General features: G+C 60.9%; 17 protein-coding genes. 6 read left to right on the forward strand and 11 right to left on the reverse strand.

Features of this window, described 5'->3' with window-relative positions; translation table 11 throughout:
* The first annotated feature begins 113 nt into the window (after positions 1-113).
* Positions 114-587: a ProQ/FINO family protein gene (locus tag FHX10_RS30780; RefSeq protein WP_063474036.1), complete on the forward strand. Its 474-nt coding sequence runs from the start codon at positions 114-116 to the stop codon at positions 585-587.
* Positions 588-867: 280 nt separating this feature from the next.
* On the opposite strand, the gene FHX10_RS30785 is transcribed toward FHX10_RS30780, so the two are convergent.
* The 6 genes from FHX10_RS30785 to FHX10_RS30810 all read right to left on the reverse strand — a co-directional run bounded on the left by FHX10_RS30785 (position 868) and on the right by FHX10_RS30810 (position 7,286).
* On the reverse strand, positions 868-1,929 hold the full coding sequence (locus FHX10_RS30785; protein ID WP_063474037.1) for an ABC transporter ATP-binding protein: 1,062 nt from the start codon (positions 1,927-1,929) through the stop codon (positions 868-870).
* Between the two features lie 22 nt (positions 1,930-1,951).
* On the reverse strand, positions 1,952-2,806 hold the full coding sequence (locus FHX10_RS30790; protein ID WP_047616677.1) for a sugar phosphate isomerase/epimerase family protein: 855 nt from the start codon (positions 2,804-2,806) through the stop codon (positions 1,952-1,954).
* A 48-nt stretch (positions 2,807-2,854) separates the two neighbouring features.
* Positions 2,855-4,093 carry an ROK family transcriptional regulator gene (locus FHX10_RS30795; protein ID WP_047616977.1) on the reverse strand — a complete coding sequence of 413 codons (1,239 nt, stop codon included), beginning with the start codon at positions 4,091-4,093 and terminating at the stop codon, positions 2,855-2,857.
* Between the two features lie 41 nt (positions 4,094-4,134).
* Complete coding sequence (locus FHX10_RS30800) at positions 4,135-4,977, reverse strand: carbohydrate ABC transporter permease (RefSeq protein WP_063474038.1); 843 nt, start codon at positions 4,975-4,977, stop codon at positions 4,135-4,137.
* A complete protein-coding gene (locus FHX10_RS30805) occupies positions 4,974-5,903 on the reverse strand; it encodes a carbohydrate ABC transporter permease (protein ID WP_047616681.1) in 930 nt (309 codons plus the stop codon). Before FHX10_RS30805 ends, FHX10_RS30800 begins: the two co-directional genes overlap by 4 nt.
* A gap of 84 nt (positions 5,904-5,987) precedes the next feature.
* Entirely contained in the window at positions 5,988-7,286 is a 1,299-nt protein-coding gene (locus FHX10_RS30810) for an extracellular solute-binding protein (protein WP_047616940.1), read from the reverse strand.
* 394 nt (positions 7,287-7,680) lie between these two features.
* On the opposite strand from FHX10_RS30810, the gene FHX10_RS30815 reads away from it, so the two are divergent.
* On the forward strand, positions 7,681-8,727 hold the full coding sequence (locus FHX10_RS30815) for a Gfo/Idh/MocA family protein (RefSeq protein WP_047616685.1): 1,047 nt from the start codon (positions 7,681-7,683) through the stop codon (positions 8,725-8,727).
* An 8-nt stretch (positions 8,728-8,735) separates the two neighbouring features.
* Here FHX10_RS30815 and FHX10_RS30820 read toward each other — a convergent pair whose 3' ends face one another.
* A complete protein-coding gene (locus tag FHX10_RS30820; protein ID WP_063474039.1) occupies positions 8,736-9,875 on the reverse strand; it encodes an ROK family transcriptional regulator in 1,140 nt (379 codons plus the stop codon).
* Positions 9,876-10,094: 219 nt separating this feature from the next.
* On the opposite strand from FHX10_RS30820, the gene FHX10_RS30825 reads away from it, so the two are divergent.
* Positions 10,095-13,121: an alpha-mannosidase gene (locus tag FHX10_RS30825; protein ID WP_063474040.1), complete on the forward strand. Its 3,027-nt coding sequence runs from the start codon at positions 10,095-10,097 to the stop codon at positions 13,119-13,121.
* Between the two features lie 338 nt (positions 13,122-13,459).
* Positions 13,460-15,454, forward strand: a complete 1,995-nt coding sequence (locus tag FHX10_RS30830; RefSeq protein WP_063474041.1) for a methyl-accepting chemotaxis protein — start codon at positions 13,460-13,462, stop codon at positions 15,452-15,454.
* Here the strand turns inward: FHX10_RS30830 and FHX10_RS30835 are convergent.
* The gene (locus tag FHX10_RS30835) at positions 15,424-16,386 is read right to left on the reverse strand and encodes a LysR family transcriptional regulator (protein WP_063474172.1); all 963 of its coding nucleotides are present in this window, start codon (positions 16,384-16,386) and stop codon (positions 15,424-15,426) included. The two genes, FHX10_RS30830 and FHX10_RS30835, sit on opposite strands and share 31 nt — an antisense overlap.
* Before the next feature lie 124 nt (positions 16,387-16,510).
* On the opposite strand from FHX10_RS30835, the gene FHX10_RS30840 reads away from it, so the two are divergent.
* Positions 16,511-17,347, forward strand: a complete 837-nt coding sequence (locus tag FHX10_RS30840) for an alpha/beta hydrolase (RefSeq protein ID WP_063474042.1) — start codon at positions 16,511-16,513, stop codon at positions 17,345-17,347.
* Between the two features lie 62 nt (positions 17,348-17,409).
* Here the strand turns inward: FHX10_RS30840 and FHX10_RS30845 are convergent, their stop codons facing one another.
* Positions 17,410-18,048 (reverse strand): TetR/AcrR family transcriptional regulator, encoded by a 639-nt coding sequence (locus FHX10_RS30845; protein WP_047616937.1) that lies wholly within the window; start codon positions 18,046-18,048, stop codon positions 17,410-17,412.
* 164 nt (positions 18,049-18,212) lie between these two features.
* On the opposite strand from FHX10_RS30845, the gene FHX10_RS30850 reads away from it, so the two are divergent.
* Positions 18,213-20,675, forward strand: coding sequence for a glycoside hydrolase family 3 C-terminal domain-containing protein (locus FHX10_RS30850; protein WP_184390666.1), 2,463 nt, complete (start codon positions 18,213-18,215; stop codon positions 20,673-20,675).
* A gap of 100 nt (positions 20,676-20,775) precedes the next feature.
* Here FHX10_RS30850 and FHX10_RS30855 read toward each other — a convergent pair whose 3' ends face one another.
* The gene (locus FHX10_RS30855) at positions 20,776-21,312 is read right to left on the reverse strand and encodes an OmpA family protein (RefSeq protein WP_063474043.1); all 537 of its coding nucleotides are present in this window, start codon (positions 21,310-21,312) and stop codon (positions 20,776-20,778) included.
* A gap of 13 nt (positions 21,313-21,325) precedes the next feature.
* Entirely contained in the window at positions 21,326-22,000 is a 675-nt protein-coding gene (locus FHX10_RS30860; RefSeq protein ID WP_097623196.1) for a L,D-transpeptidase, read from the reverse strand.
* Positions 22,001-22,383 lie beyond the last annotated feature (383 nt).

Genomic DNA, 22,383 nt, shown 5'->3' on the forward strand with positions numbered 1-22,383 from the left:
ATACCGCTCCTCACCGGCTTGCAGTGGAACCGACGATGTGCGACTTCCGTTACTCGCCCTGTCCGTCAAGATACCATCACAGTCGGTCGCTATGGACGTTACATGGAGGACGCATGGACAAGCCCTGGAAGATCAGCCGCGGACCGATTGCGGCAACCGAGCTCGACGTGGAGAAGGCAAACGCGATCAACATGCTGTTGATCCGGCCGGTCGGCGTCCTTCCGGCCAAGTCGGGAGATGCGATCCGTCCCTTTGCCGTCGGTCTTTTCAACGAGTTCCGTCCGCTCCTGAAGCCCGATGCCGGCGTCACGACCCTGCGGCGGGCGACCGCGGCCTATGTCCACTGCCGGCGCTACTATTTCGCCAGCGCCCAGCCCGATTCCATGCGCCATGGCCTTGACGGCGAACCCGTCGAGCCACTGTCGCCCGAAGACCGGCTGGTCGCGCAAAAACGTTTCCTGAGTCTCAAACAGATCACCGGCAAAGCCGACGCGCCAGAGCAGGCAGCACCGGTTCCCGCTCCCCTGTTGAGCAAAAGCGAACAGATCCGCGCGGCCCTCCTCGGCAAAAGGAACGTCGTCAGCTAAAGCACCCCATATCTGGCTGCAGTCATTGCGCGTTCTTGCGCAAGGCGATTCTACGAGATCGATAGAACAGTATCGTATTCCGCGGCGAATAATATCTGTGTGCGGCCGGCGGCTGTGGTTTCCTCCACCATCGCGGCGTTCTGCCGGGTTACCGAATTGGGCAGGGCGCAGGCCAACACGCGGACCTATCGCGACGCAGCTTGAGCGCATTCGGGGTCGGGGGCGCGGAAAACGCGCCCCCGACCGAAGCCCGGCCGAAGGGGAGGGGCAATCGGCCGGGTCAGTTCAGCGCGGCTTCGCCTGACGTGATCCGCTGTTCGTCTGCGGCGAACAAGTGAACCGCATCGTGGATCGGCGCAATCCTCAGCACCTCGCCGGGTGCCGCCCTGATCCGTTCCCGGAAGACGCAGGTCAGCGTCTGCGTTCCCAGCCGGACGATGACCAGCGTCTCAGAACCCGTAGGCTCGACGACCACCGTCGTGACCTCGATCCCGCCGGGGTCCAACTGGATATGCTCGGGACGAATGCCGTAGGTCACGGCTGCGGGCGGACGTCGCTCGCTCGGCAGCAGCAGGCCGTCGGCAGTTCGAAACCCGTCTTCCGTCATCTTGCCCGCGATGAAATTCATCGCCGGGGAGCCGATGAACCCGGCAACGAAAAGATTGTTCGGACGATCGTACAATTCCAGCGGAGAGCCTGACTGCTCGATCAGCCCATCCTTCATGACGACGATCTTGTCGGCCATGGTCATGGCTTCGATCTGATCGTGGGTGACATAGATGGTCGTCGTCTGCAGCCGTTGATGCAGCTCCTTGATCTCCGAGCGCATCTGCACCCTGAGTTTGGCGTCGAGGTTCGACAAAGGCTCGTCGAACAGGAAGACGGCCGGATCCCGCACGATTGCCCGCCCCATCGCCACCCGCTGCCTCTGGCCGCCGGACAGCTGTTTCGGATATCTTTCCAGAAGGCTCTCGAGACCGAGGATCTTGGCGGCATTGCCGACCCGCTGTTCGATCTCCGTCCTTGGCATTCGTTTCAGCCGCAACGAAAAGCCCATGTTCTTCGCGACGGTCATGTGCGGGTAGAGCGCGTAATTCTGGAACACCATGGCGATATCCCGATCCTTGGGCGCAAGCTCGTTGACGATATGCTTGCCGATCTGAATCTGCCCTGAAGTGATGCCCTCGAGACCTGCGATCATTCGCAGAAGCGTGGATTTGCCGCAGCCCGAGGGGCCGACCAGCACGACGAACTCGCCGTCGCCGATGTCGACCGATACGCCTTTGATGGCTTTGAACGCACCGTAGTCCTTGCGCGCATTGTTGACCGAAACATGGGCCATAACAGTCCTCCAGAAATTGCCGTCAAAGTCCGTTCAGGACATTTCTCAAATAATCGAGCCCGAAGCGCTCGCCCTCTTTTCGCGCGGCTAAGTCCTTGCCTGGCCAGCCATAGGCGGCATCCTCGTGTTCTATGGACAGCGTGCCATCGAAGCCGGAGCCACGCGCCTGGCGCAGGAACCTCGGCCAATCGATGAGGCCGAGCCCGGGCAGCTTGTATTGCCACCAGCCTTTGCCGTGATAGCCGACAGCCTGCAGTATCTCCGGATCGATGGCCGTGTCCTTGGCATGAAGGATGGCAATGCGGTCCTTCACCGCCTCCATCGCCTGATAGGGATCGACGCCGATGCGGATGAGGTGCGAGGGATCGAATTCCAGGCCGAAGCGGGGATTGTCGATCCGCCGAAAAAGCTCCAGCCACCCTTTCGGTGTCGTGCCGATGAAATTGTCCTTCGGACCCGGCCAGTTCTCGATCGCGAAGGTGAGGCCGCTCGATTGCGTCTGCGCAATCAGCCGGTTTGCGAATTCGGCGAAGTCATCATAATTGGCTTCGTCGCTGGCCGTGTCGTCCCGGCCCGGGAAGATCACGAAGATCGGAACGTCCGCTTCTCCAATCGCACTGGCAAATTCGGCGGTCTTTGCTCGAAGTTCCTGGCGTCTTGTCGGGTCGGCATCGAGCTGGTTGCCGAAATAGGTGATCGACGACACGAAGAGGCCGCGGCCGCGTGCAAGCGCGACGGCGCCCGTCACCTGATCGGGTGTCTTGATATGGCCGCCGACATCGATCTCGATTGCGTCGAAACCGGCCGACGCGGCGAATTCCACCACTTCCTCCAGGGGACGATCATTGAATGTCGAGGTGTAAAAGCCGATCTTCACCAAAGTTCTCCGATCTTCACCAAAATCCCTGGGGCCTAGCTGGCCGTTTCAATTGTTCAGGCGATCCATATTCTTGAGTGGCGAACGTGTGCGTTGAGCAGCATCGGCCGATGCGAGCATCAGGGCCGCCGCCATCGGCATGACCGCCGCCCCCATGGCCGAAGCATCCTCTCCGAGCGAGGCACGGTGAAGCGAGGGGAGGTTGGTGTCCTCGGCGTCGAGATGCTCGTGCACATACCGAAGCAGCTCGTCGACGATACGGATCGGCAGCCGGCCGCCGACAAGGACGGCATCGGGATCGACGATCATGCCGATATGCTTGACGGCGACGGCCAGATGCGCGCTCATTTCCTTCAGCCACTGTGAAACCAGGCGCCTGCCCTGTGCATCCAGCGTCAGCAGATCGTGGGGAACGCTGACCTCGACGCCGTGCCGGGCAAGAAAATCATAGAGGAAAAACAGCGAGAATATCTCGCCGAGAAGCTGGACCTTGTGTGCCTTCTCGTCCCGGTCATCGGCAATTGGGAGCCAGCCGATCTCGCCGCTGAGGCCCATGGCGCCGCGATGACCGTTGCCGTCAAGCACCAGGCCTCCGCCCGGGCAGGCATTGATGGCGATGTAGAAGAAGCTGCTGCTTTCAGCACCCAATCCGTAATCGAGTTCGGCAAGGGCCGCGGCATTGGCTTCGTTTTCGATGAAGACAGGATGCTGCGTCAGGTTCTCCAAAGCAGCGCGCACATCGAATGAAGTCCATTCCTGATAGGTGTCGGGCTTGCCGAGGAGCGAAATCTCGCCGAGCCAATCCGGCATGGCGAGACCGATACCGGCCAGGCGCGCGTCGTCGATCAGGCGGCTGCGCTGGAAATGCGAAATCGCATCGGCGGTGAGCTGCAGGAATTCCGCCGGCAGGATGAAGCGCTTTTCGTGATGCACGCGGGCACGGACATTGCCGACGGCATCAACGGCCAAGATCGTCAGATGGTCGCGATCGATGTTGATGCCGATGGCAAAACAGGCATCCGGATTGATCTCGAGTTCGATTGCCGGCTGGCCGCGCAGGCCGTGTCGCCGGCGGGCTTCCATGATCAGGCCTTCGTCCAGCAGGCGATCGACGATCCGGGCGATCGCCGGTTTGGTAAAACCCGTCCGCCTGGCGATTTCGGCGCGCGAAATCGGCGCCTGGCGATGGATGCAGCGCAGGACGACCGCCCTGTTATGCTCGCCGGCATCTTCGACATTGGCGCCGGTCAGATCCGGGGACAGCCTGGCGCCGAGTGTCTGGTTCATCGGGTCAAATCCTTCATCGCGCATGGAGACCGAACCGACCCTCATCCCTTGACGGCGCCGCTGGTCATCGCGCCGAGGATCAGCCGCTGCAGCGACAGAAAGGCCACGATCGCCGGAACGACCGAGATCAGGCAGGCGGCGGCAAGCAGTTGAATGGACGAGTCGGTTTGCATGCCGCGGAAGTTAAAGATTCCGACGCCGATCGGCATCAGGTCATTTTTCGTGAGCAGCAGGAAAGGCACCAGGAATTGCGACCAGCCGGCAATCACCGTGATGATGAAGACCGAGGCGATGCCCGGCGCCGACAACGGCAGGATGATGCGCCAGAACACCGAAAACCTGTTGCAGCCGTCGATCATGGCGGCTTCGTCGAGGCTGCGCGGGATGCCGTCGACCGTGCTCTTCAAGAGCCATGTCGCCAGCGGAACGCCGAGCGCGATATAGACCATGACGACGGCAAAATGCGTATCCAGCAGGCCGAGCCGGTTCATGTAGCGGTAGAGTGGCACCATGATGACAAGCGGCGAGATCATCTGGAAGAGAAGCAGCGCCATCATCGACAGGCCTTTGCCGCGGAATTGAAACCGGGAAAAGGCGTAGGCTGCGGGCAATGCCACGATCAGCACGCCGAAGCCGCTCAAGGCTGCAAGCTTGAGGCCGTTCCAGAGATAGAGCGGAAAATAGCTGTTGTTCAGGACGGTGATGAAATTGTCGATGGTGGGATTGTTCGGAATATACCGCGCCACGCCGCGATAGATCTCGCGCTTGTCACGCATCGCCATCGACAAGAGATAGGTGAGGGGCCCGGCGAAGAATACGAACATCGCCAGCATGAACAGATAGCTGAAGAAATCGCCGAGCCGCGTTCCTGTCCGTCCGCTCATTGCTCTTCCTCCTTCGGCAGGAATGACGCGTAGACGAAGGCAAGTCCGAGGCTGATGATCAACATAAGTACGGAAAGCACGCTGCCGCCGGAGAGGTCGTAGTTTCTGAAGACGATATTGAAGACGTAGAGCGAGATCACCTCGGTCGCGCGCCCCGGTCCGCCGCCTGTCAGCGTGATGATCGCATCGAAAGTATTCACGGTCTGGATGGTGATGAGGATCATGTTGACGAGGATTGCGGCGCGCAGCTGCGGAAGCGTGACGAAGAAGAACTGCTGCGATGCGGTTGCGCCGTCCACCTCCGCCGCTTCGTAGAGCGAGGGATCGATCGCCTTCAGTGCCGCATACATGACGACCATCGAAAAGGCCGTGCCGCGCCAGATGTTCGATATCAGCGTCGACCATGGCGCCATGGCCGGATCGGAAAGCCAGGCGACAACAGGCAGATGCATCAGCCGCAATATGCTGTTCAGCGCGCCGTAAGGCGCTTCGGAAAAGAGCATCTGCCAGATGATGCCGCCGGCAATACCCGGCACGACCCAGGCGACGAGCGCTGTCGTCCTCAGGATGGTGGTGCCGAACAGGCCGCGCTTTTCGCCGCGAATGACCGTGACGGCGACCGCCAGGCCCAGGATCTGCTGGCCGATCACGCTGCCGCCGACGAAGATCAGGGTTGCCCAGAGAATGTCGGGCAGCTGCGGTGAGCTCAGCGCATTGGTGATCGACCCGAGCGTATATTCCTGATTGTCGCCGATCAGCGTCGCATTGGTGAAGGAGAGTCGGAAAACGTCGATGACGGGATAGAGGTAGAAGATGCCGATGACGACGATCACGGGCATGATCCAGGGCAGGGGCGCGCCGGCGAAACGACGCATGAACGTTCTGCTTTGAGGCGGGCTGTCAGCCTCGATGGCAATGGGGCTCATTGGGCCTCTCTGTCCGGGTTGGCAATGTCGACGGCGCCTGAGGGCAGGCGCCGTCGCGATTGGAAGCGTCACGGACGCCCGGCACTACAGCCGCTTGTAGGCCTCCAATGCGGCGTTGAAGGCGGCATTCAAAGCGTCTTCCGGTGTCTTGGTCCCCGAGAGCACGTCGCCCATCATGATCTGGATCTGGTTGGAGATCTCGGGATAGATCGGTACGCCGGGGCGCGCCTGGCCGTCGACCAGAGCCTTGGCGAAGGTCTTGTTGGCTTCGGTGGAGAAGACCTCATACTTGTCGAAGAGCGACTTTCTGGTCGGCAGCTGCTGCTGTAGCGCATTTGCCGGCCCCATATAGACCTCGCGTGCAAGGTTTGCGCACATCTCGATCTTGTCCTTGTCCTTGCTGAAGGAGGCGATCGTCCAGCCGCCCGTGCCGGTCGAGAGTTGATCGGCCGCGGGGCCGGGGATCGGTGAGAAGGTCCAATTCTTGAACTCGTCTTCTTCAAGCGTCGTCTTCAGCTGCGCATATTGCCAGTTGCCGCCGATGAAGAGTGCCGTCGTTCCCGCTGCCGCCGCAGCATTCATGTCGTCATAATTCGCGATCGTGGTGACGCGTTTGGGCGCGGCGCCGGAATCGACGAGATCCTTGAAATAATTCAGCGCCTTCAGGAATTTCTCCTTGTTCTCGCCTTCGCCGAACACAGGCTTGCCGCTATCGTCGACGAGCTTGCCGCCCAGCGCCCAATAGTTCGCCAGCCAGTCAAAGGTCGTACCTTCCCAGCGTCCGCCGTTGAACAGAACGCCTTCCATGCCTTCCTTGGTGGAGGCGAGCGCAGCCTTTTTCAGGTCGTCCCAGGTCTGCGGCGCATCTGATACAATCGACTTGTTGCGGTAGAGCACACGAAGATCGGTATCCCACCACCATGCGCGGACCGTCTGGTCCTTATCGGTGATGCCGCTGCGGATGAAGGGGAAGAGGTCGTCCACTTCCTCCTTCGAAAAATACGGCGTGAAGTCCGCCAGCACGTGATTGACCATGAACTGCGAGAGCACGAAGGAGTCGACCGCGGCGCAGTCGGGCGCGTTGCCGGCCTTGGCCTGCTCCAGCATCTTGGCCTGTTCCGTGCCGATATCCGACGACATGAACTGCATCTGCAATTTCCAGTCGGGATGCTTCTTGATGAAATCGACGAAGAGCTTCTGATAGCCCTCGGCGATGGCCGGATCCGAATTGTTCGGACTATCGTTCGTCAGGCGGACGACGAGGGATTTTGGCGCATCGGCAAGGCCGATCCTGTCCTTGGTGGCAAGTTCCTGGGCAAATGACGTGGATGCTGAAAATAACATTGTGCTCAGCGCAAATGCGCTGACGGTGGCGCTCTTCATGATGGGTCTCCTCCCCATTTGAACGAATACAGCCTGGCGGTCGGTTGACCTCTCCTCAATTCCGTGCTGCATTAATTAGATTAAGTTACTTTGATTTGATGTCAAGCCACAGCTTGGAAGGCCAGAGCCTGGGAGGTTGAGATGCTGGCGACAATCAACAGCAGCTAGCGCATAATTTCCGAAAATCGAGATCGATTTCTGGAAAAGGATCCGCGCCATTAAAGCGATGGAGCGTGCTGTCGGGCGCGTGGCGCATCGACCGAAATTTTCCTGAAGAAGAGGACGAGGCGATCGCGGATGGCCGCGATGGCAGGAGTGCGATTTTGCCCGGCCGCGCTGCCGGAATCAGCTCTGACACACCCGCGTCCGATAGGACGCGCCAAGGGAGGATAAGATGCGTTTACTCATTCTCGGTACCGGCGGCATGGCCAACCAGCATGCCGCCAACTTCAAGGCGATCGAAGGCGTCAGCGTCGTGGGCGGCGTCGACGTCGTCCCGGAAAGGCTTGCCGCCTTCTGCACCGAACATGGCATCGCCAACCATTTCACGTCTCTTGAAGAGGCGCTCGCCTGGGGCGAGTTCGATGCGGTGGCGAACGTCACGCCTGATAGCATCCACCACCCGACGACGCTTGAGGCGATCGCCGCTGGCAAGCATGTCTTCTGCGAAAAGCCGCTCGCCACCGATGCACTCAAGGCCATGGAGATGACCGAGGCGATCGAACGATCGGGCAAGGTCGGCATGGTCAATTTCACCTATCGCAACTCGCCCGCCCTCCAGAAAGGCCGGCAGATGGTGCTCGCCGGCGAAATAGGAGACGTGCGCCACGTCGAGGCGTCCCATCTGCAAAGCTGGCTGGTCGGCCGTCACTGGGGCGATTGGAAGAGCGAAAGCAAATGGCTGTGGCGGCTGAGCAAGAAGCATGGATCGAACGGCGCGCTCGGCGATATCGGCATCCATATCGTCGATTTCGCCTCCTACGGTTCCGGCCTCGACGTTGCCCATGTCTTCGCGCGGCTGAAAACCTTCGACAAGGCGCCGGGGCACAAGATCGGCGAATATGATCTAGACGCCAATGACAGCTTCACGATGAATGTCGATTTCGCCAATGGCGCGATCGGGACGATCCAGGCGACGCGCACGGCGGCCGGACAGATGGATCAGCTGCGTCTCCGGGTCTATGGCGAAACCGGCTCGATCGAGATGATTTACGATACCGGAAAGTCGACGCTTCGCGCCTGCCTCGGCGAAGACGTGCACACGGCGACCTGGCGCGACGTGCCGTTCGATCCGGTCGAGACGAATTACCAGCGTTTCGTCCAAGCTGTGCGGGCGGGCAGGACGCAGGAACCGTCCTTCCGCCGCGCCGCCAATATCCAGAAAGTCCTGGATAAGGCGCTGGCCTCCGATCTTAGCCACACCGATGAAGCGCTCGGCTGAGCCGGCTCTCAAGCGGAAGCCGGCGGCAGCAGTAAAGTGTTGAGGAAGGGCAGGAGGGCAGCCCCCAGCGCAACGCCGCCGCCGCTGAAGCTCGCCGGTTTCATCGGCGAAATCCAGGGTGTCAGCAACGGTCTCGTGGAGGTGTCGCGGCGCTCGATCGAAAGCTGATGGATCAGCGCTTCGATCACGCCCTGCGGCAGATCGCTGCCGATCATGACGACGCTCGGGGCAAGGAAGCCGGCCATGGCGATGATCGGATCGAGCAGATGGCCGGCGGCCTCCCGTATCCATTGCGACAGCGATGGCGAGGAGATTTCCTCGCCCTTCAGCAGGCGGGTGAAGTCCTGGTCGCCGATCCGCGATCGCAGTGACTCGAAACCGACGACGGTGTTCAGCTGAACATTGTCCGGGCCGGTCAACATTTCGCCGATGCTGCCCGCCCTGCCATGCACGCCGGAATAAGGAATGCCGCGGATGAGAAAACCGGCCTGGATGTCGTCATCGATGATGATCATCGCCAGTCCGCCTTCCCTGGCGGAGCTGCCGATCGTGCGTTCGGCGAGAAGGCTCGCCGTGCATTCGTTCTCGACATAGGGACGCGCAATCGTCGACATGGCGGCGATTTGATCGCTTTGTTCGTCCGTCCAGTCGTTGGCGGCGATGCCTAGGCCGATGATCGGCAACATCGCGTGGCGATCGACCATGTCCCTGACGGCCGCGTGCACCAGCTTGACCTTGTCTGCTGGATCCAGGCCGAAATAGACCCGGTCATGCACCTGGCCGCTAAGATCGATGAGGACGATCTCGCCGCGCCTGTGGCGAAGCTTGACGCCGATCGAGAAAGCGCCTTCCGGGCGCAGGGCAAATTCGGTCGCAGTCGCTCCGCCACCCGAGCCGTGGCGGCGGTTGGAGGTGACCAGCTTCTCCTCGGCCAATCGGCGGAGAATATTGGTAATGCCCGGGCCGGTCAGGCCGCAATGGCGGCCAAGCTCCATCCGCGTCAGCGGACCATGGCGGCGGATGGCTTCCAGGATGACGCGAATGTTTCGATCGGCGATTTCACCGGATCGCAGACCGACTGTTTTGGCACGCGGGGCGCCCGTGTCCTGGGTTTGAAGCCGACGCGGCCCTGATCGAAGATACCGCATGGTCGCCGTCCTTAGAGCTACATGAAGCTTGTGTATCACGCCTGCGTCCACCGCAATGAATTTCTTACGGGCTTGACGGGAAATCAAAGTTACTTAATCTAAAGCTCTCGGAATTGCTTGGAGGAGGAGACCGGGCAAATCGCGATGCCGGTCGCACCATCTTCATCTCCCAAAACTATGACCACGGATTGTCGCCGTCGATTTTCAACAGGATAAGCCATGCCTCTGACCATTGCCCAGCGTCTCGATCGTCTGAAAGTCCGCATTGCCGAGCTCGCTCATTGGCGGGATCGACACAGTGCTGCGATCGACGGCTGGACCTTCGAGGGCGAGCCGATCGCACATCACCAGGATTGGCCGCACCGCCAGGGGGTGGTGCATTTTGCTGCAACCGTCGAGGCACCCGAAGCGTGGCCTCTCGACGATATTCGCCTGCAGCTCGATCTCGGTGGCGAGAGCCTGATTACGCTGAGCTATCCCGACGGCGAGACGGAAACATTCGGTCTCGATCCCTATCATCAGGAATTCCCGCTGAAGGGCCGCCGCTTTTCAATCGCAACGGAAACCGTCGCCCGTTTTCCGTTCGGCGAGCCCAATCGCGCACCGCGGCTCAACAAGGCCCGGTTTATTTGGCTCGACGGTCCCGCTCACCGTCTGCATCTCCTGTTGAAGCAGGTTGCCGAGGCGATCGAGGTGCTCGGCGAGCATGAAGTCGTGCCGCATCTGATGGATGCCGCCGAGCATGCGCTGCGCAGCCTCGACTGGCCGTCGGACACGGCGGCTTACATCTCCCGCACGTCAGGCGCGGTCATGCAGCAGAAAATCTGGGAACTGCCGGAGCTTGAAGCTAATCCGGCGGGCCTCACGGACGAGCAAAGCGCTTCGGCAGCTACGGCCTTCGAGGCTCTGACGGCCCGGCTGAAGGAGCTGCAGAAGCGCTTTCCGCCGAATGGAGAACTGCTGCTCACGGGGCATGCGCATATCGATCTCGCCTGGCTCTGGCCCTATCGCGAGACGCGGCGGAAAATGCGACGCACCTTCAATACGGCGCTGTCGCTGATGGAGCGCTCCGATGATTTTCGTTTCAATCAATCGACCGCCCATTATTACGCGCAGATGGAGGAGGAAGACCCGGACCTTCTCGAGCGCATCAAGCAGAAGGTCGCCGAAGGTAAGTGGGAAACCGTCGGCGGCATGTGGGTGGAACCCGATACGAACATGCCGACCGGTGAAAGTCTCGCCCGTCAGGTTCTCTACGGCCAGCGTTATTTCGAGAAGACCTTCGGCACGCGCCATACGGTTTGCTGGTTGCCGGATTGCTTCGGCTTCTCCGGCGCGCTGCCGCAGATCCTGAGACAGGGCGGCATCGACAGCTTCTTCACGATCAAGGTCAATTGGAGCGAGACCAACCATATTCCCTCCGATCTCTTCTGGTGGAAGGGGCTCGACGGCAGCCGGGTGCTGACCCATACGTTCGACAATCCGATGCAGGGTTACAACGGCTTCGTGCAGCCCGATTGCTTCGTGCCGACATGGAAGAATTTCCGCGGCAAGACGCAGCACCATACGTCGCTTCTGGCCGTCGGCTACGGCGACGGCGGCGGCGGCGTCACGCCGGAAATGGTCGAGCGCGAAGTGCAGCTGCGCGATTTCCCAGCGATCCCGCAGGCACGCTGGGGCACCGTCAAAAGCTATTACGAGCAGGCGCACCGCACTGCCGGGGAAAAGACCCTTCCCGTGTGGGACGGTGAAATCTATCTCGAACTGCACCGCGCCACGCTGACGTCGCAAAGCGGCGTCAAGCGCAGGCATCGCCAGGCCGAACGTGCGCTGATCACCGCGGAAACCATCGCTTCGCTGGCGCATATGCTCGGAGCAGGCAGGCCCCAAAGCCTCGAAGCCGATTGGCGCGTGGTGTTGAAGAACGAATTTCACGACATTCTGCCGGGCTCGAGCATCCGTGAGGTCTATCAGGATGCCGAGCAGGAACTGGGTGGGGTCATCGACCATGCCAAGGCCGAGCAGGCAAAGTCATTGCAGGCGCTGTCGGCCAATCTGCCGAAGGGCGGGGTTGGAGACGCCCTCGTCGTCGTCAATCCGTCTCTTGCGGCCAGGCCGCTCAGCACAACGCTCTCCGATGGCACGGTCGTCGCGGCCGCCGATCTCGTCGCCCCCTTGTCCGTCGCGGTCTTCGACAAGCGCGCGCTCAAGCCGGCGGGCGGGCTGAGGGCAGGCTCCGACCGTCTCGAAAACGACCACATCTCCGTCGCCATCGGCGGGGACGGCGCGGTTGTCAGTCTCATCCACAAGGCAACGGGCCGGGAAGCGATCGACGGCTCGGCAAATCAGCTCTGGGTCTATCCGGCCGACAAGCCGCGCAATTGGGACGCCTGGGACATCGATGCCGATTATGCCGAAAAGGCCATTCGCCTCGATGCGCCGGAGAGCATCGCCCTCGTCGAAGAAGGCCCGCACCGCGCAGCGATCCGCGTCATTTACCGCTACCGGAATTCAAGCGTCACGCAGACCTATGTGCTGACGGCCAATGCCCGGCGGCTCGATATCGAAATGACGATCGACTGGCACGACCGCCGCACCCTTCTGCGTACGCTGAACCCGGTCGCCGTCCAGGCCCGGAAGGCGACGTTCGAATGCGCTTTCGGCGTCGTCGAGCGGGCAACCCATACGAACACCTCCTGGGAACAGGCGATGTTCGAGGCTGTCGCCCATCGCTTCGTCGATATCAGCGAGCCGGGCTTCGGCGTCGCGCTGCTCAACAATGCCAAATATGGCCATAGCGCCCGCGGCAATGTGATCGGCATGAGCCTGGTGCGCGGGCCGATCTATCCGGATCCGCTGGCCGATGAAGGTGAGCAGAGCTTTACCTATGCGCTGATGCCGCATGAGGGTGCCTGGCATGAAGGCGGTGTTCTCGACGAGGCGATCGATCTCAATCAGCCGCTCGTCGCGGCCGAAGCCAGCGGCCTCTCCGCCGGCACTTTCGCGCCGCTTACCGTCAACGGCACACCCGTCGCTTTCTCGGGCCTGAAGCCGGCGGAAGAAGGCGATGGCCTCATCCTGCGCCTCTACGAACCGGCCGGCCGGCGCGGCCGGCTCTCCCTCGGCCTGCCTTCCGGATGGGCGGCATCGCAGCCGCTGAACATTCTCGAAGAGCCGATGGAGCGGATTGGACCTGCCGACATCATGCCGTTCGAAGTCAGGACCTGGAGGCTGCAAAAAGCCTGACGCCGCTTGTCTGGGAGATCACGCTCCGCCGCTTCGTTTGCGGCGGAGCAGTTACCGGGCGCAGCCCGTACAACCGGGCTGGTCGCCAGCGATGTCCGCTTTCAGCATTCATTATCCCGATCGCGCAGACAAGTCCCAAGCGCGGCGAAAATGGAACTTTTTATTAGTTTCTTATCGGCTGTTAGTCGGCTGTGGCCACGACAAAAAGGCTCCCCTCGAAAGCGAAGGTGATCTCGGAACGTCGGTCGCATAGGTGGCGATCGAATGAAGTCGATCACCCATTCCGTAGCCGGCAGGGGATATGAGGACTCCTGTTTGCGCTAAGCAGGAACTGACACATGCCCGCAAGTATTTTTTCGCGCATCAGCACCAAACTGGCCATGCTTTCCGCCATCGGCATTTTGCTGGTTGCGGTTATGCTCCTTACCGTCTGGCAGGGAGGCCAGCATGTCGCTCAGCGCGCGAAATACCGGGACGAGCAGTTGATCGTCTCGCGCGATCTGGTCGATGCCAAGGCGTCGTTGCGCGGCCTGCAGGTCGGCGTGCGTGATCTGCGTCTCGCCACTTCCACGGATGAGATTGCCAAGGCAGCCGACTACATCGCCGCACGCCATCACTCCGTTATAAAATATCTGGACGATGCCATGGAGGGGTTGCGATTGCAGGTCAACAGGGACCGGATCGTGAAGCTCAAGGCGTTGGGCGACAGGCTTTATGCCGCCACCGACGACATGGCCGAAATCGTCAAGGCAAAGCTTGCCCTCAAGGCCGGCGATCCTTCGCTTAACGCAAAGGAGAAGGACGTTCAGGTAAAATTGTTGGCAATTTCAGACGAGACAGCCCAGCTGATCGATGAAGGGGTGGACGCCGCGAAGGCGATGGCGACAAAGGCTGAGGAAGAGGCGGATGCCGGCGCTCTTCTCGTTCTAAGCCTCAATCTTGGCATCGGCCTGCCGACCATCGCCACGCTGATCGGCGCTGCGGTCTTTGGCGCTCGCGTGATTGCAAAGCCGATCGGCCGGATTACCGCAAGCATGAGCAAGCTTGCAGAGGGCAATCTCGCTGCCGAAATCCCCTTCGCCAATCGGCGCGACGAAATCGGCCAGATGGCCCGCGCCGTCGAGATCTTCAAGCAAAACGGCATCAAGGTGCGTGAGTTGGACGCTGCCGGTGCGGATAAGCGGGCGAAGGTCATTGAAATGCAGATGAACATCGACGCGGTCATCACCGCAGCGGTTGCCGGAGACTTCACGCGTCGCGCCGTCGTGGAATATGGCTATCAGGACCTGAACCAATTCGCATCGGGCGTGAATGACCTCGTTGCGGCAGTCAACCGCGGAATCGCCGAGACCTGTCGCGTGGTTGCTGCGCTCGCCGACGGCGACCTGACCGAGAACATGAGGGGCGAATTCCAGGGCGCCTTTGGCGAGCTCAAGGAAAACGTCAACGCGACGATGGTCAGCCTGCGCTCCGTTCTCGGCGAGGTGCGCGCCGCTGTCGACATCATCAACGGCGGCGCCGGCGAAATGCGGATTGCCTCTGGAGATCTGTCGAAACGCACCGAGCAGCAGGCGGCGTCGCTGGAGGAAACCTCCTCTGCCCTGGAGGAGATCACCGTCGCAGTGAAGAACTCGACCGAGCGGGCACTGGAAGCCAGCCACATGGTGGATGAGGCGAAGAAAAACGCCGGGCAGTCGAGCGCCGTCGTGAGCCAGGCCGTTTCGGCCATGGGGCGGATCGAGCAGGCCTCCGGCGAAATCGTCCAGATTATCAACGTTATCGACGAGATCGCCTTCCAGACCAATCTTCTGGCGCTCAATGCGGGGGTCGAGGCGGCACGCGCCGGTGAGGCCGGCAAGGGCTTTGCCGTCGTCGCACAAGAGGTGCGCGAATTGGCGCAACGCTCGGCCAATGCGGCCAAGGACATCAAGGTGCTGATCAACCGCTCCAGCAGCGAAGTCCATTCCGGGGTGAAGCTGGTGACGGCGACGGGTGAGGCGCTTGGCGATATCCAGGGCCAGGTGGTCAAGATCGACGAGCATGTGCGCTCGATCGCCACGGCGGCAAGGGAGCAGTCGACCGGCCTCTCCGAGGTCAGTACTGCCGTCAATCAGATGGATCAGGTGACGCAGCAGAATGCGGCGATGGTGGAGGAATCGACCGCAGCCACGAACCGGCTGGCGGACGAGGCGGCGAATCTCGCCCGATTGATCGCCCGCTTCAAACTGGATGCCGCTCAAGTAGCCCCACGCGCCGTCACGTCGGAAAGCAGATCGGCGATCTCTCCTGCGCGCGCGCTCGGTCAGAGGCTGGCAGGCGCATTTGGCAGATAAGTTGCCGTGGCGGCTGCCGTGATTGCCGCCGGTCGAAAAGCGTCAGGGCGGGCGGCAAAGTTCGCAACCACAAAATCCACGAAAGCGCGGACTTTTGGTGAAAGCTGACGATTGGATGGCCAGACGAGCGAGAGCGAACCGTACGGCACCATGAAGGAGGTGAGGACGGGGACCAAATTTCCGGTTCGCATATCGGGCTCTGCGACGTAGACGGGCAGATGCGCAAGGCCCAAACCGTCCCGTGCTGCTCGCAGACCTGCATCCGTGTTGTTGAATGTCAGGCTTCTCGGCAAAAGCAGCCGCTCGCATGGCGGGCGGAATGCCCACGGCGCGACACGACCGCTGGACGGGTACTTGAAGTGAATGCAGGCATGTCGGGAGAGATCATCCGGGGTCTCCGGTCGCCCATGGCGCTTGAGATAATCGGGACTTCCGCAAACGACGAAATGTTGATCGCCGAGATGGCGGGCAATCAATCGTGCATCGGCAAGCTCACCGCTGCGCACGACGACATCCAGGCCCTCTGCGACCAGGTCTATGACCCTGTCTTCGAAATCGATGTCCAGCTCGATCTCGGGAAATCGCTCGGCAAAGATCGGCAGGATCGGCATAAGAAGGTGATGTCCGACGATATGCGGCACGCTGACACGCAGGCGTCCCCTTGGGCGTTCCCGGCTTCGTGAGACTGTAGCCTCTGCGTCATCCATGTCGTCGAGGATGCGTTTGTAGCGCTCGTAGAGAACGGCTCCTTCCTCGGTCAGGCTGATACTGCGCGTCGTCCGGTTGAAGAGCCGCACGCCCAGCCGGCTTTCGAGGCGCGCCACGGCTTTTCCGATCGCCGACGGCGAAACTCCGGCAACCCTGGCGGCTGCGACATAGCTCTGTTGTTCGGCGGCGTAAACGAAGGCGACAACGCCTGCGAGACTCTCCACATCAACACCCAATTGAAGACATTTTGTCCTTTATGTAAGTCCAGGAGCGGTAATTGATCAATATTGCATAGGAAATATCCTCTGCCTGAATGCGCGGCCAGCCAATATCAAAGGAGTGAGCGATATGCGGGACTATGCAAAAGAACGACCCGAGCACACGGAAAAATACATCGGAGAGAATGACTTATTTCTGGAAATATTTCATGGGCGCGGTGATTCAAGGCAGTCCGTTCGGCCGCCTTTGCTCTTCGTCCACGGCGCCTTTACCGGGAGCTGGATGTGGAGCAAGTACATTCCGCATTTCATATCGGCGGGATGGAACTGCTATTGCATCAACCTGCGAGGCCACTACAAAAGCAGGTCGGCGGATTTCACAAAAATCCTGTTTGAAGATTACCTGGAAGACATCCGGCTGGTGATCTCCGAAATCGTCGAAGAATGTGGAACTCCTCCCATCGTGATCGGATTCAGCATGGGAGGAATCCTGAGCCAAAAGCTGGCGGAAAGCGTGGGGATTGCCGGACTGGCGCTGATCGATTCCAGCATTTGCAGGGAAGTGCATGCCGAAGTTCCCTATCGCGATCTCGCGTTAAGAATGCCCGGCCTCGTGGTCCCCGCGCCCGCACGCGACGAGCAAATCAGTATCGATGAAACATTCGAGGATATCGCATTCCAGCGGAAGTACCTGTCCATGGAATCTGCAAAGGCATTCGACGCATTTTCCTTTCATTTCGGCGCGGAGGGGATTTCCGTCGAAGGCGAGAGGATCACCTGTCCCAGCCTCGTCATTTGCGCCGTCAACGATGAATCCGATGATCATCGAGGCCGGGCGACGGCTCGCCACATCGGCGGCGAGTACCTGGGGCTCCGGGGTACGACACATACGGGTCTGCTTGTCGGACAGAGGTATTCCGAAGCGGTAAGCCGAATTATCGACTGGTTGGCGCGCTTTGATGGATGATAGATCTGCCGATCGGGCGTCATCCTCGACCGGCTCCCGAGCACAGAGCCGCAAGCCAAAGCTCAATCCTCCAGACCAAGGCTCGCCAGCAGGCGGCTGACATAGGCTTCCAACCCGCCGACCATATCGAAACGCGCGGGATCGCGCAGCCAGAGCATTTGCAGGCCATCCATCACCGCAATCAGCTCGGCCGCCATCGCCTTGCCATCGATCCTGCCGTCTATCGAGCCATCGGCAACAGCCCGGTCGACGGTCGCGGCGATATCGTTCTGCAACTGGGTGGCGCGATTGAGAAACCATGCCTTGGCCGGGTGGTCCTTCATCAGGCTCTCGGCATTCAGGATAGCGAAGGCCCTGATGACCTCGACCATTTCGGCGTTACGGCGGAAGACCTCGACCATACCTTTGAGAAGGCCACGCAGGTCGGCACGATGGATGCCGATGAAGCTTTCGCTTTCGAGATCGCGCTTGTCCAGAATGGCGAGCAGCAGATCGACTTTGGTCGGGAAGTGGTGCAGCAGGCCGGGCAGCGACAGGCCGACGTCGCGGGCCACATCGCCGATGGCGGCATTCTGGTAGCCGTCTTCGGCGAAGCGCCGCATCGCGGCCGTCAGGATCTCCGCGCGGCGCGCCTCGCCCTTGCGGGATCTGCGTCGTCGCTTTTCCTCCTGTCCAGACTTCAATTCGGCAAACTCTGCCATCGTCTCTCCTCTTCGGCACTCTCAATCCATACATCAGGCTTAGGCGGTTGACATCTTAAAAATACCGAGTAATCGGTAAGTTTAAGAATTGCATGGCGCGGAGCAGTCGCGCACGCCTGGCGCCGCCGCACAGCGCCCGAATTCCAGTTCAAGGGGAGGTTTGCGTGATCGATTCCATTCTCGACAAGATGACGCTCGAGGAGCAAGTCTCGCTGTTATCAGGCGCCGATTTCTGGACGACGGTTCCCGTCGAGCGTCTTGGTGTGCCGAAAATCAAGGTGACGGACGGACCGAATGGCGCGCGCGGCGCGGGTTCGCTGGTCGGCGGCGTCAAGGCGACCTGCTTTCCCACTGCCATCGCGCTCGGCGCCACCTGGAATCCCGATCTCGTCGGGCGCATGGGCGTGGCGCTTGCCCATCAGGCAAAGAGCAAGGGGGCCGCGGTGCTGCTAGCGCCCACGGTGAATATCCATCGTTCCGGTCTCAACGGGCGGAATTTCGAATGTTATTCCGAGGATCCGATGCTGACCGCGGAACTCGCCGTTGCCTACATCAAGGGCGTGCAGAGCCAGGGGATCGCGGCGACGATCAAGCACTTCGCCGGCAACGAATCCGAGATCGAGCGGCAGACCATGTCTTCCGATATCGACGAGCGGGCGCTGCGCGAAATCTACTTTCCGCCCTTCGAACAGGCTGTCAGGCGCGCCGGCGTGATGGCCGTCATGTCCTCCTATAACCGCCTCAACGGCACCTATACGAGTGAGCACGAGTGGCTGTTGACCAAGGTGCTGCGCCAGGAATGGGGCTTCGACGGTATCGTCATGTCCGACTGGTTCGGTTCGCATTCGACGGCCGAGACGATCAATGCCGGTCTTGATCTCGAAATGCCGGGTCCGGCGCGTGATCGCGGCGAGAAACTGGTTGCGGCCGTCCGCGAGGGGAAGGTCGAAGCCGCCACCGTGCGGGCGGCGGCGCGGCGTATCCTGCGTCTGCTCGAGCGGGTGGGCGCCTTCGAGGCGACGCCCGATCTCACGGAGCAGGCGGTCGACCTGCCGGAGGACCGGGCGCTGATCCGGCGCATCGGCGCAGAAGGCGCAGTCCTTCTGAAGAACGACGGCATCCTGCCACTTGCCAAGACTTCGCTCGACCGGCTTGCCGTCATCGGACCCAACGCTGCGAGCGCGCGCGTCATGGGCGGCGGCAGCGCGCAGATCGCGGCGCATTATACGATCAGTCCGCTCGAAGGAATCCGCGCGGCCCTTGCCAACGCCAATAGCGTCAGCCACGCCGTCGGTTGCCGCCATAACCGTCTGGTCGAAGTGTTCAAGGGAAAGATCACCGTCGAATATTTCAAGGGGCGCGGCTGCCAGGGCACGCCCATTCACGTCGAGACCGTCGACAAGGGCGAGTTCTTCTGGTTCGAGCTGCCTTCGGGCGAACTCGACCCCACCGATTTCTCGGCCCGGATGACGATGCAATTCGTGCCGGAGGAGAGCGGCGATCATGTCTTCGGCATGACCAATGCCGGATTGGCGCGGCTCTTCGTCGATGGCAGGCTGACGGTTGACGGCCATGACGGCTGGACCCGCGGCGAGAATTATTTCGGCACGGCCAATGACGAACAGCGCAGCATGGTTACGCTCGATGCGGGCCGAGCCCATGCCGTGACCGTCGAATATGACCCGCCGCTGGCGAACGGGCAGGGGATCAATCTCACGGCCATTCGGCTCGGCGTCGAAAAGCCCTTGGGTGAGGCCGATATCCAGGAAGCTGTCGAGATGGCGCTGAACGCCGATGTCGCGCTCCTCTTCGTCGGCCGCGACGGCGAATGGGATACCGAAGGTTTGGACCTGCCCGACATGCGGCTTCCGGGTCGGCAGGAGGAACTGATCGCGCGGGTTGCGGCTGCCAATGCCAACACCGTCGTCGTGCTGCAGACGGGCGGTCCGGTGGAAATGCCCTGGCTCGGCAAGGTCCGCGCCGTGCTGCAGATCTGGTATCCCGGTCAGGAGCTGGGCAACGCCGTCGCCGATGTCCTGTTCGGCGATGCCGAGCCCGGCGGACGCCTGCCGCAGACATTCCCCAAGGCGCTTGCCGACAATTCCGCAATCACAGGCGATCCAGCCGTCTATCCGGGTAAGGATGGCCACGTGCGCTACGCCGAAGGCGTCTTCGTCGGTTATCGTCATCACGACACACGCGCTGTCGAACCGCTCTTCCCCTTCGGTTTCGGCCTTGGCTATACCCGCTTCAACTGGGGCGAGCCGCGGCTCTCGGCCAACGAAATGGGTCCCGAAGGCCTGACTGTCAGCATCGATGTGACCAATGTCGGCGACCGCGCCGGATCGGAACTGATCCAACTCTATGTGCGCTCGCCAAAGTCCAAGGTAGAGCGGCCGGACAAAGAGCTGCGCGCTTTCGCAAAGCTTTCGTTGCTCCCTGGTGAGACTGGCACGGCCGACCTGAAGATCCTGCCGCGCGACCTCGCCTATTTCGACGTCGAGGCCGGCGTCTTCCGCGCCGAAGCGGGCGGCTACCAACTGGTCGTGGCGGCGAATGCCGCGGATATCAGGTTCGTCATCGACCTGCCGTCACCACTCGAGTATCGGCTGCCGGCTTCGTATTAACGGCAGGCTGGCGGCCCATGTCGTATTTGAGCTGGGCCTAGCCGATACGGTCGATAGCGGTTGACGCCTCCGCGCCAGGCGTTGAGTGGCTGGAGCTGGATCAGGCCGCGTCGGGCTGAGTGCGCAGATTGGTGACGACGCGCCGGTTCTGCACCCTGCAGGAGCGCTCCGTGCAGTCGCGGACTTCGCGGTCGTTGCCGTAGCCCTTGGCCCACATGCGCCTGGCGTCCACGCCCTTCGAGACGAGATAGGCCATCGCCGCATCGGCGCGCTTCTGCGACAGCGTCTGCATTTTCGATGCGGAGCCGGAATCGTCGGCAAATCCCTGCAGCTTGAGCAGCCAGGTCGGGTTCTTGTTGAGCCAGATGGCCTGGTTATCCAACGTTGCCATGGCGACGGAATCGAGCGTGGCGGAATCTTGCGTGAAGTAGATCCGTCGGCCGACATTGAGGATGAAATCCTCCTCGCTGCCAGCCGCGACATTTTCGAAACCGGGCGCGGGATCGTTGGTCTGGCCGGTCATCGGCGCAGCCGTTGGTTCTTCCAGGGAGGCGATCTTGGTGGTGGAGCAGGCGGCAAGCGCCAGGAGCATGGCCGCGGCGAGAAGGCGCCTCGTATATCCGGTCATCGCAGACATCAGGGGATATTCCTTATTGGACCGGAGTTGCTTGACTGACCTGAGCTGCACTTTCAGCCTGATCGGCAATATGCGGCAGAACCTGTACAGCGGTGCCGATGGGGCAACGCTGGTAAAGATCGATGGCGTCTTCGTTGAACATGCGGATACATCCGCTGGAGGCATCCTTGCCGATGCTCCACGGCTCCAATGTGCCATGGAAGCGATAGCCGGTGTCAACGCCGTCGCGATGCAGGTACATGGCGCGGGGCCCGAGTGGGTTCTTTGGCGAGCCTCCGGCCACGAATTCCGGCAGTTCGGGATGGCGCTTGCGCATCTCCGGCGGCGGCGTCCAGCGCGGCCAAAGCGATTTAGCATCGATCGTGGCCCGGCCAAACCATTTGAAGCCCTCGCGGCCGACGCCGACGCCGTAGCGAATGGCGGTCTTGTTCTCCATGATCACGTAGAGAAAATGGTGTCTTGTATCGACGACGACGGTGCCGATCGGCTCGCTGCTGAAATATTTGACGACCTGGCGGAGCCACTTCTTGTCGATCTTGGCGAAGTTGGTCTTTTGGAACGTCACGCCATTGTCGACAATGGTGCCGGCAAAATAGGAAGACGCAGCGGCAAATGCGGGTTTCCGGATCGCACTCGCACCTAGTAACGCCAAGCCACCAAGCAAAATATTCCTGCGGGTCCCCACCATCGGCAATATCCCCCCTAAAGCCAGCAGCGGAGTATTAGTAAATCAGATTTTTCATTTGCGACAACAGAAAATTCTTTTCCTCCTTAAAGACAGAGATCGAGTTCTCGGTCTCAAGGAGCTGTATTGCTCTGATCGTTACTCCAGGAGGACGATGCTACGCCCAACAGACGTACCGATCCCTTGAACGGATAGGACAGCTGTCAACAGTCCCGATGCTGCGTCGAAAAATACCTGCGATGCGTCAACGTCCTCGATGACGCTTTGCCGATTCCGGTGGCAATTTACCTCTGCGCAGAACGTGCTGGCCCCGATGTTGCGTGCAACCTACTCGGTAGTGTCGGAAGCACGAATTTTTATCGAATAAAAGGTGACTAAAATAATCA

The organism is Rhizobium sp. BK591, assembly GCF_014195045.1.
In the GTDB taxonomy this organism is placed as follows: Bacteria; Pseudomonadota; Alphaproteobacteria; order Rhizobiales; family Rhizobiaceae; genus Rhizobium; species Rhizobium anhuiense.